Below are 17,087 nucleotides of genomic sequence, written 5' to 3'. Positions count from 1 at the left end.
CGGGCCCCGGGCCGGCGGATCTGGTTAGGATGCCTGGCAGAACCTGTCCGGGCGGACCTCCCGGGCAGCGCACACGTGGGGTCATACGGGGGCTGACATGACCGTAACGTCGGGCACTTCTATGTGGGGGGACGGCATCTCGGGGGAAGCCGTCGCGGTGGTGGGGCTGGCCTGCCGGCTGCCCGGCGCCCAGGATCCGGACGCGTTCTGGCGCCTGCTGAGCGAGGGCCGCAGCGCCGTCGGTCAACCCCCGCCCGAGCGCGCCGGATTAGGCCCGGGGGGCTATCTGGAGGCGCCGGAACGCTTCGACGCCGCGTTCTTCGGCATCAGCCCACGCGAGGCCGCCACGCTCGACCCACAGCAGCGGCTCGCCCTCGAACTCGGCTGGGAGGCCCTGGAGAACGCCGGCATCACCCCCGCCGCGCTCGCCGACGACGATATCGGCGTCTTCGTGGGCGCCGACGCCGACGACTACGCCACGCTGCTGCACCGCCTCGGCCCCGAGGCCGTCACCCACCACACGGCGACCGGCACCCATCGGGCCATGATCGCCAACCGTCTCTCCCACACCCTGGGCCTCACCGGCCCCAGCATGGCCATCGACACCGGCCAGTCGTCCTCCCTGGTCGCCGTCCACCAGGCGTGCCTCAGCCTGCGCGCCGGCGAGTCCACGGTGGCCATCGCCGGCGGTGTGCACCTCAACCTCGCGGCGGAGACCGCCCTCGGCGTCCGCGCCTTCGGCGCCCTCTCGCCCCAGGGCCGCTGCCACACCTTCGACGCCGCCGCCGACGGCTATGTGCGGGGCGAGGGCGGCGGCCTCGTCGTCCTCAAGCCGCTGGCCGCCGCGCTCGCCAACGGCGACACCGTGCACGGCGTCATCCTCGGCAGCGCCGTCAACAACGACGGCGGCGGCGAAGGGCTCACCCTGCCCCGGCAGCGCGCCCAACAGGACTGCGTACGAAGGGCCCACCGCAGGGCCGGCGTCGCCCCCGCCGATATCGCCTATGTCGAACTGCACGGCACCGGCACCCGCGCCGGCGACCCCGTCGAGGCCGCCGCGCTCGGCGCGGCGCTGGGCGCCGCGCGCCCCGCCGACGCGCCGCTGCCGGTCGGCTCGGTGAAGACCAACATCGGCCATCTGGAAGGCGCCGCCGGCATCGCCGGCCTGCTCAAGGCGCTGCTGTCGCTGCGACACCGGGTGATCCCGGCCAGCCTCAACTTCACCGCGCCGCACCCCGACATCCCTCTCGACCGGCTGAACCTGCGCGTCCCCACCGCCCTCACCCCCATCGAGGACCAAGACACATCGGGCGGCCCGGGGCCCGTCGCCGGCGTCAGCTCCTTCGGGATGGGCGGCGTCAACTGCCATCTGGTGCTCGCCGCCGCCCCCGTCCAGCGGCCGGCGGACGAGCCCGGGGGCGCCACCCCGGGGCCCGTGCCCTGGCCGCTGTCCGCCGCCTCCCCGGACGCACTGCGCGCCCAGGCCGCCCGCCTCGCCGAGCGGTTGGCCGCCCACCCCGAGCAGCCCGCCGGGGACATCGCCCACACCCTGGCGACCGCCCGCACCCATCTGCCGCACCGCGCCGTCCTGATCGCCGCCGACCGCGAGGCCGCCGCACGCGCCGCCACCGCCCTCGCCGAGGGACGGCCGACGCCGGGGCTGGTCACCGACACCGCGGCCGAACCCGGGGGCCTGGGCCTGCTGTTCACCGGCCAGGGCAGCCAACGTCCCCGCATGGGCCTCGCGTTGCGCGCCACCTCGGCGACGTTCCGCACCGCCTATGACGCCGCCTGCGCCGCCGTCGACCGGCATCTCCACCGGCCCATCCAACAAGTGATCGCCGACCGGCCCGAGTTGCTGGAGCGCACCGAATACGCCCAACCGGCGCTCTTCGCTCTGGAAACCGGCCTCTTCCACCTGATCACTTCCTGGAGTCTCACCCCCGATGCGCTCCTCGGCCACTCCGTCGGCGGGATCAGCGCCGCACACGCCGCCGGCGTGCTCTCCCTCGCCGACGCCGCGCTCCTGGTCACCGCGCGCGGACGGCTGATGCAGGCCCAGCGCGACGACGGCGAGATGGTCGCCGTCGAGGCGTCCGAGGAGGAGATACGCGCCAGTCTCGCCGGCGAGGAACACCGGGCCGCGCTCGCCGCCATCAACGGCCCGAAGGCCGTGGTGATCTCCGGCGACGCCGAGACCGTCAACCGGATCGCTATTCACTGGCGCGAACGTGGGCGACGCAGCAAACGGCTGGCCACCTCGCATGCCTTCCACTCGCCCCATCTGGACGGAATGCTCGCCGAGTTCGGCGAGATCGCCGCCGGCCTCACCCTCGGCGCCCCCCGACTGCCGCTGATCTCCGACCTCACCGGCGAACGCGCCGACCCCAACGCGATCCGCACCCCCCGCTACTGGGTCGCCCAGGCCAGACAGCCCGTTCGGTTCGCCGACGGACTGCGGCACGCCCACGCCGCCGGCGTCCGCACCTTCCTCGAACTCGGCCCCGCCGCCGTGCTCTCCGCCCTCGGCCGCGCCTGCCTCCCGGACGACGCCGGGGCCGCGTTCGTCCCGCTGCTCCGCGCCGACCAGCCGGAGCCGGAGACGACGGCGACGGCCGCCGCCCGACTCCACGCGCGCGGCCAGACGCTCGACTGGTCCGCCTTCCCCTTCACCGAGGGCCGCCCACCCCGCCGGGTGCCGCTGCCCACCTACGCCTTCCAACGGGAGCGCCACTGGCTCCCGGACGGTGCTCCGGCACCCACGGCCGCCGTCGCCCCGGAGCCGCCAACGCCCGTGCGGGCAGCGGCCGTTGACGCGGGGGTCGATCCGCTGACCCGGGTCAGGCAGCAGACCGCGGCCGTCCTCGGGCACGCCTCGGCGGACGCCGTGGTGGACACCGCCACCTTCCGGGACCTCGGCTTCGACTCCTTCATGGCCGTCGAACTCCGCGACCGGCTCGCCGCCGACGCCCCACAGCCGCTGCCCAGCACCGTCCTCTTCGACTACCCCACGCCGGCCGCGCTGGCCGACTATCTGACCCATGGCGCGGCCGACACGACCGGCACCGCCGTTCTCCGGGCCTCGGACCACGACGAGCCGATCGCGATCGTGGCGATGGGCTGCCGCTATCCGGGCGGCGTCGACTCGCCCGAGGCGCTGTGGCGGCTGGTCGCCGAGGGCGGCGACGCCGTCGCGCCGTTCCCCGAGGACCGGGGCTGGGATCCGCGACACCTCGAAGACGCAGCCGTGCGAGAGGGCGGATTCCTCGACGGCGCGGCCGAGTTCGACGCCGAACTGTTCGGGATCTCGCCGCGCGAGGCCCTGGCGATGGACCCCCAGCAGCGGTTGCTGTTGGAAACGTCCTGGGAGACGTTCGAGCGGGCCGGCATCGACCCGCTGTCGCTGCGCGGCCGGGACATCGGAGTCTTTATCGGCGCCACCGCGCAGGACTACGGCCCCCGGCTGCATGAATCCACCGACGAGATCGGCGGCCACCGCCTGACCGGGATCACCCCCAGCGTCGCCTCAGGCCGGATCGCCTACACCTTCGGCCTTGAGGGCCCGGCCCTGACGGTGGACACGGCGTGCTCATCGTCGCTGGTGGCACTGCACCTGGCAGCCCAGTCACTGCGCAACGGCGAATGCGAGATGGCACTCGCGGGCGGCGTGACGGTGATGTCGACGCCCGGCATGTTTGTCGAGTTCAGCCGGCAGCGTGGCCTCTCGCCCGACGGGCGTTGCAAGGCGTTCGCCGAGGCGGCGGACGGCACCGGCTGGGCCGAGGGCGTCGGCGTGCTGGTGCTGCGCCGCCTCTCCGACGCCCGACGGGACGGCCAGCGGGTGTTGGCGGTGGTGCGCGGTTCCGCGGTGAATCAGGACGGGGCGAGTAATGGGTTGACGGCGCCGAGTGGGTTGGCTCAACAGCGGGTGATTCGGGCGGCGTTGGTGGGTGCGGGTCTTGGTGCCGGGGATGTGGATGCGGTGGAGGCGCATGGGACGGGGACCCGGCTTGGTGATCCGATCGAGGCGCAGGCGTTGTTGGCGACTTATGGGCAGGGGCGGGACGTTGAACGGCCGTTGTGGTTGGGGTCGTTGAAGTCGAATATCGGGCATGCGCAGGCGGCGGCGGGTGTGGGTGGCGTCATCAAGATGGTGGAGGCGATGCGGCATGGGGTGTTGCCGCGTACGTTGCATGTGGATGAGCCGTCCTCGCATGTGGACTGGGAGTCGGGGGCGGTGCGGCTGCTGACGGATGAGGTCTCCTGGCCGACGACGCCCGAGGAGGACCGTCCCCGCCGGGCGGCGGTGTCGTCCTTCGGCGTCAGCGGGACCAATGCGCATGTGATCATCGAGCAGCCGGCGCCTCAGCACGAGCCGGAGCCCGGGGCGCGGCCGGTGGTGGGTACTGCGATTCCGTTGGTGGTGTCGGGTGCGGACGAGGGCGCGCTGGATGCTCAGTTGGCGCGGGTGGGGTCGTTGGTGGGGTCGGTGGATGTGGGGTGGTCGTTGGCGTGTGGTCGGGCTGCGTTGGGTGAGCGGGCGGTGGTGTTGGGTTCTGAGGTGGTGCGTGGGGGTGTGGTGCCGGGTGCGGGTCGGGTGGTGTTTGTGTTCCCGGGTCAGGGTTCGCAGTGGTTGGGGATGGCGGCTGAACTGCTGGATGTTTCGCCGGTGTTTGAGCGGCGGTTGGTGGAGTGTGAGGAGGCGTTGTCGGGGTTTGTGGAGTGGTCGTTGGTGGGGGTGTTGCGGTCTGGGGATGAGGGTTGGTTGGGGCGGGTGGATGTGGTGCAGCCGGTGTTGTGGGCGGTGATGGTGTCGTTGGCGGAGGTGTGGCGGGGGTATGGGGTTGAGCCGGCTGCGGTGATCGGTCATTCGCAGGGTGAGATTGCGGCTGCGGTGGTGGCGGGTGGGTTGTCGTTGGTGGATGGGGCGCGGGTGGTGGCGTTGCGGTCGCGGGCTATTGGTGAGGTGTTGTCGGGTCGGGGTGGGATGGTGTCCGTTGCGGAGTCGGTGGGTGTTGTGGAGGGGCGGATTGCGTCCTGGGGCGATCGGCTGTCGGTGGCGGTGGTGAACGGTCCTTCGGCCACGGTGGTGGCGGGTGAACCGGCGGCGTTGGACGAGTTGTTGGCGGTCTGCGAGGCGGATGAGGTCCGGGCCCGCCGGGTTCCCGTGGACTATGCCTCGCATTCCGCCCAGGTCGAGGATCTGCGCGGGCGTTTGCTGGCCGATCTTGCGGAGGTGACGCCCCACTCCGCGCCCATACCGTTCTATTCGACGGTGACCGGACAGCTCGTTGATACGGCTGAGTTGACGGCCGAGTACTGGTTCACCAATCTCCGTAGCCGCGTCCGGTTCGACGAGGCGGTCGCCGCCGCAGGGCAGGGGACGTTTGTTGAGGTCAGTGCGCATCCGGTGTTGACGATGGCGATCGAGGACGCTCCTGCCGTGGGGACGTTGCGGCGGGGCGAGGGCGGCCTGGGCCGCATGCTCACCTCCCTGGCCGAAGCCTGGGTCCAGGGTGTGCCGGTCGCCTGGGAGCGGGTGCTGGCCGGCGGCCGGCAGGTCGACGTTCCGACGTATCCGTTCCAGCGCCAGCGCTACTGGCTGGACGCCGACAGCGGGTCGCTCGGCTCCGTGGATGGCCTTGGCCTGCGCGGCACCGAGCATCCGTTGCTGGGCGCCGCCGTTGAGCTGGCGGACGGTGACGGGTATGTGCTGACCGGCAGCCTGTCCCGGCGGACGCATCCCTGGCTGGTCGACCATGCGGTGAACGGGACGGTGCTGCTCCCCGGCACGGCGATGGTGGAGCTTGCCGTGCATGCCGGGGATCAGGTCGGCTGCGGGCAGGTTGAGGAACTGACCCTTGAGGCACCGCTGTTGCTGCCCGAACGGGACAGCGTTCAGCTGCAGCTGAACGTCGGTGCGCCGGAGGCCGATGGACGGCGTCCCATAAGCCTGCATGGGCGGATGGCCGGCGCGTCCGCCTGGACGCGGCACGCCACCGGCTCCGTCGCGGCGGTGACGCCCGCGCCCTCCGCGCCCGTCACGCCCTGGCCGCCGACGGGCGCCGAGCCGCTTGACGCGGATGGCCTGTACCAGCACCTCACGGTGGGCGGTTTCGGCTATGGGCCGGCGTTCCGTGGGCTGCGCGCGGTGTGGCGGCGCGGCGAGGAGCTGTTCGCGGAGGTGGAGCTGCCCGAGGCCGCCGCCGGCGTCGAGGGGTTCGACCTTCATCCGGCGCTGCTCGACGCGGCGTTGCACGCCCTGGCCGAGGATCTGCTGGTCGGCGAGGGCGGCGTCTGCCGTCTGCCGTTCGCCTGGCGCCGCGTCACCCTGCACGCCTCGGGGGCTTCCGCGCTCCGGGTGCGGTTGCGCCGGGCGGAGAGCGGCGATGTCTCCCTTTCCGCGCACGACCGGTATGGCAGCCCGGTGGCCGATATCGAGGCGCTGCGGCTCCGTGCCACGGATGGCCCGCTCCGCCCGGCCTCCGTCGCCGCCGGCGGTGGTGGCCTGCACCGCGTCGTGTGGCAGCCGCTGCCGACGGCCGCGCCCGCCGATCCGATGCCGCCCGTCGTGACCGTCGACTTCCGGGGCCCGCACCGCCCGGATGCCCTGCACCCCGTCATGGCACGGGCGTTGACGACCGTGCGGGAGTGGCTGGCCGACCCGGAGAACGAGGCGCGGCGGCTGGTCGTGGTCACCGGCGGCGCGATGCCGGTCGGAGAGAAGCCGGCCGAGGTGGACCCGGTGGGCTCGGCCGTCTGGGGTCTGCTGCGTTCCGCCCAGACCGAACACCCGGGCCGTTTCACCCTGTTGGACATGGACGGCGCGGGGGACCCGCTGGCCGATCCGGCGGTCGCATCCGCCCTGGCCACCGGGGAGCCCCAACTCGCCGCCAGAAACCAGCAACTGACGATCCCTCGTCTCGGCCCGGGCGAGCAACTGTCGTTCGCCGTAGGTCCGTTCACCGATGCCGAAGGCAGCGTGCTGATCACCGGTGGCTCCGGCACCCTGGGGCGGTTGCTGGCGCGCCATCTGGTGGCCGAACGGGGTGTCGGTGACCTGCTGTTGGTCTCCCGACGGGGTGCCGAGGCGCCGGGCGCCGAGGCGTTCGCCCAGGAGCTGTCGGCGCTCGGCGCCCGGGTGGAGCACGCGGCCTGCGATGTCGCCGACCGGGCCGCGCTGGCGGCGCTGCTCGCCGGCCGTCGGCTGTCCGGCGTGATCCACACGGCCGGGGTGCTGGACGACGGGGTCATCGGCTCGTTGACGCCGGAGCGGCTGGCCCGGGTGCTGCGGCCCAAGGCGGACGCGGCCTGGCATCTGCACGAGCTGACCCGCGAGCAGCCGCTGACCGCCTTTGTGCTCTTCTCCTCGGTGATCGGCACCATCGGCGGCGCCGGACAGGCCAACTATGCGGCGGCCAACGCCTTTCTGGACGGGCTCGCCGCCCACCGCAGGGCGCTCGGGCTCCCCGCCGTCTCGCTGGCCTGGGGGCTGTGGGCCGAACGCAGCGGTCTGACCGGCGAGATGAGCCGGACCGATGTGGACCGCATGGCCAGAAGCGGCATCGCGCCGCTGGAATCGACCACCGGCCTTGCTCTCTTCGACGCCGCCACCGCCAGCCATGACGCTCCGGTCGCCGTCGCCGTCGCGCTGCATCCGACCGTGCCCGCCGGCGACGAAGTGCCCACGGTGCTCGGCGATGTGGTGCGCTCCGCCGCCCCCGCGCGGCCGGCGCTGAAGGCGCTCGGGGGGCTCGCCGGCTCGCTGGCCGCGCTGCCGGCCGACGAACGGCGCGCCGCGCTTCTCACCCTGGTGCGGGAGCAGGCGGCGCAGGTGCTGCGACGTGGCGGTGCGTCCTCCGTCGATCCGGGGCGCGCCTTCAAGGAGTTGGGCTTCGACTCGCTGATCGGCCTGGAGCTGCGCAACCGGCTGAACGCCGTGACCGGTCTTCGGCTGCCGTCCACCGCCGTCTTCGACCATCCCACGCCGCTTTCGCTCGCCACGCTGCTGGAGTCCCTGCTGACGCCCGAGGCGCCGGCCGCCGCGCCGACCCCCGTGCGGACAGGGGCAGTTGACGCCGATGATCCGGTGGTGATCGTCGGGATGGCGTGTCGTTTCCCGGGCGGGGTGGATTCGCCGGAGGCGCTGTGGCGGCTGGTCGCCGAAGGACGCGATGCCATAGCGGAGTTCCCCACGGACCGGGGTTGGGATGTGGCGGCGCTCTACCATCCGGACCCGGAACACCCCGGCACCTCCTATGCGAGGGAGGGCGGATTCCTCGCGGGGGCCGCCGAGTTCGACGCCGAGTTCTTTGGGATCTCGCCGCGTGAGGCCCTGGCCATGGACCCCCAGCAACGGTTGCTGTTGGAAACCTCCTGGGAGACGTTCGAACGGGCCGGGATCGATCCGGCATCCGTGCGCGGCAGCGCCACCGGGGTGTTCGCCGGGCTGATGTACCACGACTATGCCGCGCGGCTGACGGTCGCGCCCGACGGCTTCGAGGGGCATCTCCTCACCGGCAACACCGGCAGCGTCGCCTCCGGAAGGGTCGCCTACACCTTCGGGCTTGAGGGTCCGGCCGTCACGGTGGACACGGCGTGTTCGTCGTCGCTTGTGGCGTTGCATCTGGCGGCGCAGGCGTTGCGCACCGGTGAGTGCGCGATGGCGCTGGCCGGCGGCGTCGCCGTGATGGCGACCCCGTCGACCTTTGTGGAGTTCAGCCGGCAGCGCGGGCTCGCCCCCGATGGCCGTTGCAAACCGTTTGCCGAGGCGGCGGACGGCACAGCCTGGGCCGAGGGTGTGGGCATGCTGTTGCTGGAACGGCTCTCGGACGCGCGTCGCAACGGGCATGAGGTGCTGGCCGTGGTCCGGGGTTCGGCCGTCAACCAGGACGGTGCCAGCAACGGTCTGACCGCGCCCAATGGTCCCGCCCAACAACGGGTCATTCGGGCCGCGTTGACGGCCGCCGGGCTGACCCCGAACGATATCGACGCCGTCGAGGCCCATGGCACCGGCACCGCCCTGGGCGATCCGATCGAGGCCCAGGCGCTGCTCGCCACCTATGGCCAGGGCCGGGACGACGAACGGCCGCTGTGGCTGGGCTCGTTGAAGTCCAATATCGGCCACACCCAGGCCGCTTCGGGCGTGGCCGGCGTCATCAAGATGATCGAGGCGATGCGGCATGGCACCCTGCCGCGCACTCTCCATATCGATGAGCCGTCCTCGCATGTCGACTGGGATGCGGGCGCGGTGCGGCTGCTCACCGAGGAGACGCCCTGGCCGGAGACCGAGCGTCCCCGCCGGGCCGCCGTCTCCTCGTTCGGGATCAGCGGCACCAACGCACACGCCATCATCGAACTCCCCACCGCCACCGAGACCGAGCCGCCGCCCCCGGCCGACGCGGCGCCCGCGCCCTGGCTGCTGTCCGCCAGGAGCCGCCGCGCGCTCACCGCCCAGGCCGAGCGGCTGCGCGGGCACCTCGCCGCCCACCCCGAGCTGCGGCCCACCGAGATCGCCCATGCGCTGACCGCGACCCGGGCCACGTTCGAGCACCGGGCCGCGCTGCTCGGCGGCGCCTACGCACTGGACGCTCTGGTCTCCGGCGCCGACGAGGACGCCGCCGGGCTGGTGCGGGGCGAGGTGCTGCCCGATGCCGGGGTCGTCTTCGTCTTCCCGGGGCAGGGCTCCCAGTGGGCCGGCATGGCCGTCGAACTCCTTGACCAGTCACCGGTGTTCGCCGCCAGGATGCGGGAGTGCGCCGACGCCATCGCGCCCCATGTCGACTGGTCGCTGCTCGATGTGCTCGCCGAACCCGGCGCCCCGCTGCTGGAACGGGTCGATGTCGTCCAGCCCGCGCTCTTCGCCGTCATGGTGTCGCTGGCCGAGCTGTGGCGGGCCCATGGCGTCCGGCCGGCGGCCGTCGTCGGCCACTCGCAGGGCGAGATCGCGGCGGCCTGCGTCGCCGGCGCCCTCACCTTGGACGAGGCGGCGGGGCTGGTCACGCTGCGCGGCAGGGCGCTGCGCGCCATCAGCGGCCTCGGCGGCATGACCTCGCTCGCCACCGACGAGGCGGACGCCGCCCGCCGCATCGCCCCCTGGGACGACCGGCTCGCCATCGCCACCGTCAACGGGCCGCGCACCACCGTTGTCTCCGGCGACCTCGACGCCCTGGACCAACTCCACGCCGCCTGCGCCGCCGACGGCATCCGGGCCAGGCGCCTCCCCATCGACTACGCCTCGCACTCCCCGCAGGTGGAGGCGGTGCGCGAGGACATCCTCGCCACCCTGCCGCCGCTCTCCGCGCGACCGGCCGCCGTGCCCATCCACTCCACCGTCACCGGCGCCCCCGTCGGCGGCACCGAGTTGGACCACGCCTACTGGTACCGCAATCTGCGGGGCACCGTCCGCTTCCGCGATGTCGTGGACGCGCTGCTCGCCTCGGGCGACACCGTGTTTATCGAGGTCAGCCCCCATCCGGTGCTCACCGTCAGCCTCTCCGACTCCATCGACGCCCTCGACCGCGAAGGGGAGCGGCGCGGCGCCGCACTGGCCACGTTGCGCCGCGACGACGGCGGCATCGACCGGTTCACCGCCGCGCTCGCCGAGGCATGGACGCTCGGCGCCCCCGTCGACTGGCCCACGCCGCCCGCCAGAAACGGCCGACCGCCGGTCGCCCTGCCGACGTATGCCTTCCAACGGGAACGGTTCTGGCTGGAGCCCGACCCGGCGCCCGCCCGACCGGCCGGCGTCGTCGACACCAACTCCTGGCGCTACCGCATCGGTTGGGCGCAGCTGCCGCAGCCGAACGAGCCGCCCGTCGCCCAGGGCCGCTGGCTGGTGATCGCCCCCGACGCCCATGCCGAGCATCCGCACACGCTGGTCGCGATCGCCGCGCTGGCCGCCCATGGCGCGGATGTCCACCCGCTCAACGCGCCCGCCACCGCCGACCGCGCCGCGCTCGCCGCACTGCTGCGGGACGCGCTTCCCGCCGGCGCGCCGCCGCCCACCGGGGTGCTGTCGCTGCTCGCCCTCGACGAGTCGCCGCATCCCCAACACCCGGAGGCGCCGGCCGGGTTGAGCGCCACCGTCGCCCTCGTCCAGGCCCTGGGCGACGCCGAGGTCGCCGCCCCGCTGTGGCTGGCCACCGCAGGGGCCGTCACCACCGAACCCGGCACCGCGCCGGATGCCGTCACCCAGTCCCTGATCTGGGGATTCGGCCGGGTCGTCGCGCTGGAACACGCCGACCGCTGGGGTGGCCTGGTCGATCTGCCGGCCACGCCCGACGAGGCGACCGGCAGCCGGCTGGTCGCCGCGCTCAGCGGCGCCCGGGCCGCCGACGCCCGCCCCGGCGACGCGCCCGAGGACCAGCTGGCGCTCCGCCCCGCCGGCATCTTCGCCCGCCGCCTGACCCGCGCGCCCGCCCGCGCCGTCCCCGAGTCGGCGCGCTGGCGCCCGCGCGGCACCGTCCTGGTCACCGGCGGCACCGGCGCGCTCGGCGCCCATGTCGCCCGCTGGCTCGCCGGCAACGGCGCCGAGCATCTGCTGCTGCTCAGCCGCCGTGGCCCCAAGGCGCCGGGCGCCGACCGCCTCACCGCCGAACTCACCGCCCTGGGCGCCCGGGTGACGGTCACCGCCTGCGATATCACCGACGGGGACGCGCTGGCCGCCGCCATCGACGGCATCCCCGCCGAGCAGCCGCTGACCGCCGTGGTGCACACCGCCGCCGTCCTCGACGACGGTCTGGTCGACACCATCCGCCCCGACCAGATCGCGCACGCACTGCCGGCCAAGGCCGGCGCGGCCGTTCAACTCCACCGGCTCACGCAGGCGTTGGAGCTCGACGCGTTTGTGCTGTTCTCCTCCATCGCCGGCACCCTCGGCGTCCCGGGACAGGGCAACTACGCGCCCGGCAACGCCTTTCTCGACGCGCTCGCCCAACAGCGCCACGCCCAGGGCCTGCCCGCCACCTCCATCGCCTGGGGCGCCTGGGCCGACGGCGGCATGGCCGGCAACGACGAGGTCGCCGACCTGCTGCGCCGCCACGGTCTGGCCGGCATGCCGCCCGAACGCGCCGTCGCCGCGCTCGCCGACGCCGTCGACGCGGGCGAGCCCTGCGTCAGCGTCGTGGAGATCGACTGGGAACGGTTCTTCCTCGCCTTCACCGCCTCCCGCACCCGCCCGCTGCTGCACGACATCCCCGAGGTCCGCGCCATCCGCGCCGCGCGCGCCGACCGGGACCGCGCCGAGCACGCCGGCGGCGCCCTCGCCCGACGCCTCGCCGACGCCACCGCCGAGGAGGCCGGGCGCGTCCTGCTCGACCTGGTGCGCCGCCAGGTCGCCACCGTTCTCGGCCACAGCGATATCGAGGCCGTCCCACCGGGGCGCGCGTTCAAGAACCTGGGCTTCGACTCCCTCACCGGCGTCGAGATCCGCAACCGGCTGAACGCGGCCACCGGACTGCGGCTGCCCACCACCGCCGTCTACGACTATCCGACGCCCGCCGCGCTCGCCGGCCAGCTGCGGGAACAACTCGTCGACGCCACCCCGACACCCGGCCCAACGACCGTTGTGGCCACGCCCGTTGACGACGATCCGATCGTCATTGTCTCGATGAGCTGCCGCTTCCCCGGCGGCGTCACCAGCCCCGAGGACCTGTGGCGGCTGGTCAGCTCGGGCACCGACGCGATGGGCCCGTTCCCCACCGACCGGGGCTGGCGGCTCGATGGACTCTTCGACCCCGACCCTGACACGCCAGGAACCTCCTATGTGCGGGAGGGTGCCTTCCTCGACGCCGCGACCGACTTCGACGCCGACTTCTTCAGCATCAGCCCGCGCGAAGCCCTGTCCATGGACCCCCAGCAGCGACTGATGCTGGAACTCAGCTGGGAACTGTTCGAACGCGCCGGGATCGCCCCCGACGCGCTGCGCGGCAGCCGCACCGCCGTCTACGCCGGCACCAACGGCCAGGACTATCCGGCGCTGCTCGCCGAGGCCAACCCGGAACCCGACGCCCAGGCCGCCTCGCTGACCGAGGGCTACCGTTCGACGGGCGCCGCCGCCAGCGTGCTCTCCGGCCGGATCTCCTACGCCTTCGGCTTCGAGGGCCCGGCCGTCACCGTCGACACCGCCTGCTCGTCCGCCCTGGTCGCCCTGCATCTGGCGGCCGGCGCGCTGCGCACCGGCGAATGCGATCTCGCGCTGGCCGGAGCCGTCACCGTGATGGCGACGCCCGACCTGTTCGTCGAGTTCAGCCGCCAGCGCGGCCTCGCCGCCGACGGCCGCTGCAAACCGTTCGCCGCCGGCGCCGACGGCACCGGCTGGGGCGAGGGCGCCGGACTCCTGCTGCTGGAACGCCTCTCCGACGCGCGTCGCAACGGGCACGAGGTGCTGGCCGTGGTGCGCGGCTCGGCCGTCAACCAGGACGGCGCCAGCAACGGGCTCACCGCCCCCAACGGACCCGCCCAACAGCGCTGTGTGACCGCCGCGTTGGCCAACGCCGGGCTCAACCCCGCAGAGGTCGACGCGGTCGAGGCCCATGGCACGGGCACCAGGCTCGGCGACCCCATCGAGGCCCAGGCGCTGCTCGCCACCTACGGTCAGGGACGCGATCCGGAACGTCCGCTCTGGCTCGGCTCCGTCAAGTCCAACATCGGCCACACTCAGGCCGCCGCGGGCGTCGCCGGCATCATCAAGATGGTGGAGGCGATGCGCCACGCCGAACTGCCGCCCTCGCTCCACCTCGACGAGCCGAGCCCCCATGTCGACTGGTCATCCGGCGCCGTGCGCCCGCTCGGCACCGCCCGGCCTTGGACCACGGACCCCGACCGGCCCCGCCGCTTCGGCGTCTCCTCGTTCGGCATCAGCGGCACCAACGCACACGCCATCATCGAGCAGCCACCCGCCGCCCCCGTCGAACCCGCCACCCCACAAAAGCCGTCGGGCGTAAGGCAGTTCGTCATCTCCGCGCGGGACGAGGAGACGCTGCGCGCCCAGGCGACGCAGCTCCACGCGCATCTGACGGCCACCCCCGAGCCACAGGTCACCGACACCGACCTCGCCTACACGCTGGCCGCCGCCCGAACCCAGCTGCCGTCCCGCGCCGTCATCACCGCCGACACCAGGGACGGACTGCTGCGCGGCCTCGCCGACCTCACCGAACGACGCCCCGCCGCCGACCTCACCGTCGGCCAGGCACACCCCGACCCCACCGTCGCCTTCCTGTTCACCGGGCAGGGGAGTCAACGGGTGCGGATGGGGGTGGAGTTGGCGGAGGTGTTTCCGGTGTTCGCCGATGCGTTGTATGGGGTGTGGGGGGAGTTGGATCGGCATCTGCCGCGGCCGTTGGGTGAAGTTGTGGCCGATGAGGGGGTGTTGGGGCGGACGGAGTTTGCGCAGCCGGCGTTGTTCGGGGTGGAGGTGGCGTTGTTTCGGTTGGTGGAGTCGTGGGGTGTGGTGCCGGCTTTTGTGGTTGGTCATTCGGTGGGGGAGTTGGCGGCGGCTCATGTGGCGGGGGTGTGGTCGTTGGTGGATGCGTGTGCGTTGGTGGTGGCGCGGGGTCGGTTGATGCAGGAGCAGCGGTCGGATGGGGCGATGCTTGCGGTTCAGGCCGCCGAGGTCGAGGTGGCGCCGTTCCTGGCCGAGCGTTCGACGCGTCTGGCTCTGGCGGCTGTCAACGGTCCGTTGTCCGTGGTGGTGGCGGGGGACGTGGACGCGGTGGAGGAGGCGGCGGCGCATTTCGCGGGTCTGGGGCGGAAGACCAAGCGGTTGCGGACCTCGCATGCCTTCCACTCCCCGCATATGGACGGCATGCTCGACGCCTACCAGCGCGTCGCCGCCTCCCTCACCCCCTCCGCGCCGCACCGCACCGTCATCTCCACCGTCACCGGCCGGCCGCTCACCCCGGACGAGGCCCGTTCGCCCGCCTACTGGTCGCGGCAGGTCCGGGCCACCGTCCGCTTCGCCGACGCCATCACCACCCTGCACGCCGAGGGCACCACGGCCTATGTCGAACTCGGCCCGGACACCGTCCTGTCCGGCACCGTGGCCGACTGCCTGCCGGCCGGCCACACGCCGCCGCTCACCGTGCCACTGCTGCGCGCCGACCGGCCCGAGCCCCGCGCCCTCGCCACCGCCCTGGCCGGACTGCATGTCCACGGCGTGCCGACCGACCCGGAAGCCGTCTTCGCCGACACCGGCGCCCGCCGACGCCCACTGCCCACCTATGCGTTCCGCCGCACCCGCTACTGGCCGCTGGCCGCCGACGCCGGCCGACCCGCCGACCCCTGGCGCCAGTGGCGCTACCGCATCACCTGGACGCCGCTCCCCGAGCCGACGCCGGGCACCCTCGCCGACACCAGCTGGATCGCCCTCGTCCCCCAGGACACCCCGCTCGCCGACGCCTGCCTGCGCCGACTCACCACCGCCGGAGCCCACGTTCTGCCGGTGACAGTCGACGAGTTGACGGAACGTCAGGGACTCGCGGAACAGCTGGGCGCCGTGGCGGGCTCCGTCACCGGGGTGCTCTCCCTGCTCGCGCTCGACACCCGCCCCCACCCCGAACACCCCGACCTGCCGGCCGGGCTCGCGCACCAGCAGACCGCCGTGCAGGCCCTCGGCGACGCCGGCTGCGAAGCGCCGCTCTGGCTGCTCACCAGCGGCGCCGTCACCACCGGCCCCGACGACCGGCCGCCGCACCCCGAACAGGCCATGACCTGGGGCCTCGGCCGGGTCATCGGTCTCGAACACCCCGAACGCTGGGGCGGGTTGATCGACCTGCCGGCCGACGCCCCGGAAGAGACCGACCTCGAACAGCTCACCACCGTCCTGGCCGGACTGCCGAGCCACAGCGCAAACGAAGACCAACTCGCCCTGCGCAACGGCCGTTTGCTGGCCCGCCGACTGACGCCCGCACCCATCGCCGGCCCCGCCACCCCCTGGACGCCACGCGGCACCGTCCTGATCACCGGCGGCACCGGAGCGCTGGGCGCCCATATCGCCCGCCGGCTCGCCACCAACGGCGCCGAACATCTGGTGCTCACCAGCCGCCGTGCCGACGCGGCCCCCGGCGCCGCCCAACTCGTCGCTGAGCTGGAGGCGTTGGGCGCCCGGGTCACCGTGGCCGGCTGCGATCTCGCCGACCGTTCCGCCGTCGCCACACTCCTCGCCGACCATCCGCCGAACGCCGTGGTGCACGCCGCAGGCGTCGACGCCGGCGGCCCGCTTCCCGCCACCGACCTCGCCGAACTCGCCGCCGTCACACGGGGAAAGGCCACCGGCGCCCGCCACCTCGACGAACTCCTCGGCGACACCCCGCTCGACGCGTTTGTGCTGTTCTCCTCCATCGCCGGCGTCTGGGGCAGCGGCGGCCAGGCCGGCTACGCCGCCGCCAACGCCCACCTCGACGCGCTCGCCGAACGCCGCCGCGCCCACGGCCGCCCCGCCACCGCCATCGCCTGGGGCCCCTGGGCCGGCGGCGGCATGGCCCATGACGAGGCCCTGGAACATCTGCGGCAACTCGGCGTTCCCGCGCTCGACCCCCACCACGCGATCACCGCACTGGAAGCGATCATCGCCGACGACACCCCCACATCGGCCGTCGCCGATATGCGTTGGGACCAGTTCGCCCCCACCTTCAGCGCCGCCCGCGCCCGGCCCCTCATCGACGCCCTGACCGCCGGCGACACCTCGCCTGCCAAAAACGCCAAGAACCCCGAGACCGCCAAGGCCGCCGGCGCGGCGGACAACCGGTTCGCCGAACTGCCGCCACACGACCGGGAACCGGCGCTGCTCGCCCTGGTCACCGCGCAGGTCAAGGCGGTCCTGGACCACGACCCGACGGCCGCGCTGCCCGCCGACCGCGCCTTCAAGGACCTGGGCTTCGACTCGCTGACCGCCGTGGAACTCCGCAACCGGCTCACCGCCGAGACCGGCCTACCGCTGCCCACCACCCTGGTCTTCGACCACCCCACGCCCGCGGCGCTCGCCACCCAGCTCGGCGCACTGCTCTTCGGCGGCGAACCGGACCGGTCCCCCGAACCCGCCGAGCCGCGCGCCGCGACCGCCGTGGACGAGCCGATCGCGATCGTGG

Annotated in this window: 1 protein-coding gene (only partly in view); it reads left to right on the top strand. The window is 73.5% G+C overall.

Features of this window, described 5'->3' with window-relative positions:
- Positions 1 to 97: 97 nt before the first annotated feature.
- A protein-coding gene (locus AOM46_RS16850; protein ID WP_078856894.1) for a type I polyketide synthase crosses the window boundary here: on the top strand, positions 98 to 17,087 show its 5' portion. Its footprint extends 5,231 nt past the window's final position; 16,990 of the gene's 22,221 nt are visible here — the first part of the coding sequence; the start codon lies at positions 98 to 100; the stop codon falls past the right edge of the window.

It is taken from the genome of Streptomyces sp. NBRC 109706, from assembly GCF_000974485.1.
Lineage (GTDB): Bacteria > Actinomycetota > Actinomycetes > Streptomycetales > Streptomycetaceae > Streptomyces.
The sequence above is the reverse complement of the archived record's forward strand: the minus strand, read 5'-3'. Positions and strand labels throughout refer to the sequence as shown.